At 58.8% G+C, this 2,499-nt stretch carries 1 protein-coding gene; it reads right to left on the bottom strand.

The window, feature by feature from the left end; genetic code table 11:
• Window positions 1-436: 436 nt before the first annotated feature.
• Window positions 437-1,321 (bottom strand): PaaX family transcriptional regulator, encoded by an 885-nt coding sequence (locus AC5RV1_RS21275; RefSeq protein ID WP_493995941.1) that lies wholly within the window; start codon window positions 1,319-1,321, stop codon window positions 437-439.
• Between the last annotated feature and the right edge of the window lie 1,178 nt (window positions 1,322-2,499).

Genomic DNA, 2,499 nt, shown 5'->3' with positions numbered 1-2,499 from the left:
CGAGGGTCTGGGCTACCTTCAGGGTGCGGGACTGCGGCTTGGGATTGCCGGCAATGATCGAAACCTTGAGCGTCATCATTTCTCACTAACTGTGTTGGCGGAACGAAAATAGTGCGCCGGAGATACAGCGAAGCTAACGTACAAGCCGAGAGGCATACGCGTGTAACACCAACGTGTCTCACACACCACCGAGATTTTTTGGCCCGGTGGGCCCGCAACGGCTTACGCTGCGATGGCTCAGGGAACAGCCAGTCCCTGGACTGCGAAGCGCGGCACTGTTGGTGCGCACAGTCCAGAGCGGCCTGACCCCTCAGGAGTTTGTGCTGGGGGTCACATCCCAGACTGCTAATATAGCATATTCCTGCCGGGCGTTACGATATTGTCACGAAGAACGTGCCGGGGCCTAGTACCGGGATTGGTAGCACGACTTCACCTGTCAGGTGGGCTCAAGAACCTGCCGGCGGGACCATGTAGGATGCTCCGCTGAATCGTCGGCCCATGAACCGCCGACCACAGACCGCGCGTACTTTTCTGCCATGGGAGCGAGTATCGAGTGCAGTTGCGCGAAAAGATTTTCGGCCCCTAATCCGCTCCAGCCTTCCGGGAGGTACTCTTCCGGCAAGCCCGGATCTAGATAGGGCAGTCTCCGCCACTGAGTGACCATCGGCACGTAGTCAGCGAAGGCAAATTTCTCCTGGGTGGATTGATCCGTAGTCGCGTCAGGGGTAAACCAGCGCTCAAGTACTGGGGCATAGCGTTCAATGAACTCTTCATAAAGGGCTTCGAGTGACGAAAGATCCCACCACTGCCCGACTTTCACTCGCATCTGATCGTCTGACAGGTGCGCCGCTTTGAACAGATCCACGTATTCCATAAGTCCTGCCCGGTCCAACTGCTGACTCACTTCACTCGAGAGATTTCCAGGCGCGATCCACAAACCAGGGGAAACCTGCCCGCAGCCGATACGGGTCAGAATCGTTCGCAGCTTATGCCTTAGGTGACGGTGCGCCTCCGGAACGGAGAAGGAGACGAGAATCCAACCATCGACTTTTTGGGCTCGCCGCCTAGCGAAGATGCGTTCATCGCCGGCGCGGAACACATCTTCAAGCCCCTCCGCCAGTTTGTAAGCAGCCACCCTTCCCTGACGAACGCTCGAGAGGACTCCCCGCTTCTTCAACCGTGAAACGGACGACCGGACCCCGGCTGATTCCACGCCCAGATCCCCCAGTAGCCGGATAAGGTCGGATACAGCGAAACCGCCGTCATGTGCACGTGCGTACAACCCGTAGACCGTGACGATGAGGTGCTGATGCCGTGGCATGGGCGCCAATTCGTTCGCTGAGTCAGTCATAGCTGCAACCCCTACCTTTCGAAGTCCTATTCTCTTCACGGTACCGCTCCCCTTGGGGCTGGGCGATGTTATTGCACTTCGGCTCACCGACACGCCCCCTAAGCAACCCTGCAGCACCCGCTAAGCACATGGGAATATGTACTTCCCGCCCTAAGGCGTCGCCAGAACAAGCATATACTCTTAAGGTGACGGTCGTCAGATCTAAGGTACACTGGCGGCCATGGTGGGAAGGTCCGTTAGGGACCGCCCAAAGCTACCCTCGTGGACCGGAGGTCGTGGTGGAAACGGAAGCCGTACAGCCAATTGACGCTGCTGTTGAGCGGATGGTGGAGTGGGTGGACACGGACGCATCGGGCCACCAGCACAATACCGCGGTCATTCGTTGGGTGGAAGCGGCAGAGGCGGAGCTTTCTCGGTCTGTGAATATGCCCGGGTACTTTCCCGGCGCCCCCCGTGTGCATCAGTCGGTTACGTACACGGCAAAGCTGTGGTTTGGACAGCGCGTCACTGCTTCAATTGGTATCCAACGGATGGGTCGATCGTCTCTTACCTACGCGTTTGAGATATACGGGCACGCCCACGAAGGCAACCATGGAGCGGTGGCTGCATTCGGCACCGTTACAGTGGCTCATGTTCCCCAGGGCTCCGCAACCGCGCAACCTTGGCCGGCTCATTTTATAGCAGCCATAGGCTCCCTTCCGTCGCAGCGGAACGACATTGCTGAACCTTGCCCGGTCATGACTACCTCTCACGGAAGACTCCGGCAATAGCCCGGTCCTCGGAAGGCTCTACTTTCCCAGCGGCGCCGGATCGTGCAGACGACAAGTCTCTTGGACGTGCAACGTCCTCAACCTGCTCCCCGCCGGGATAGGACGGTCACTTCGCAGGTTCTGTCGTGGGTTCGGCGGGGGACTGTAAACCGGCCTTTGTCTTCGAACACCGTCCATGGTGACGCCGATCGCCGGCAGGTGGGTGAGTTTGCAGCTGACATGCATTGGAAACGAGTGTGTCCCGCGGACATGGTTCTCATGCCGCGGGACACACGTTTTGCGTTTTAGACGTTGGCGGGTGTGCCGATCCGGCATTCGACGCCGTATTTGGCCATCAGCGGAAGGGTCCGCTGTGCGACGGCGGCGAGGTCGTCGATG

It is taken from the genome of Arthrobacter sp. Hb9-2 (genome assembly GCF_059091165.1).
Note: the sequence above shows the minus strand (reverse complement) of the source record. Positions and strands in the feature narration are given on the sequence as shown.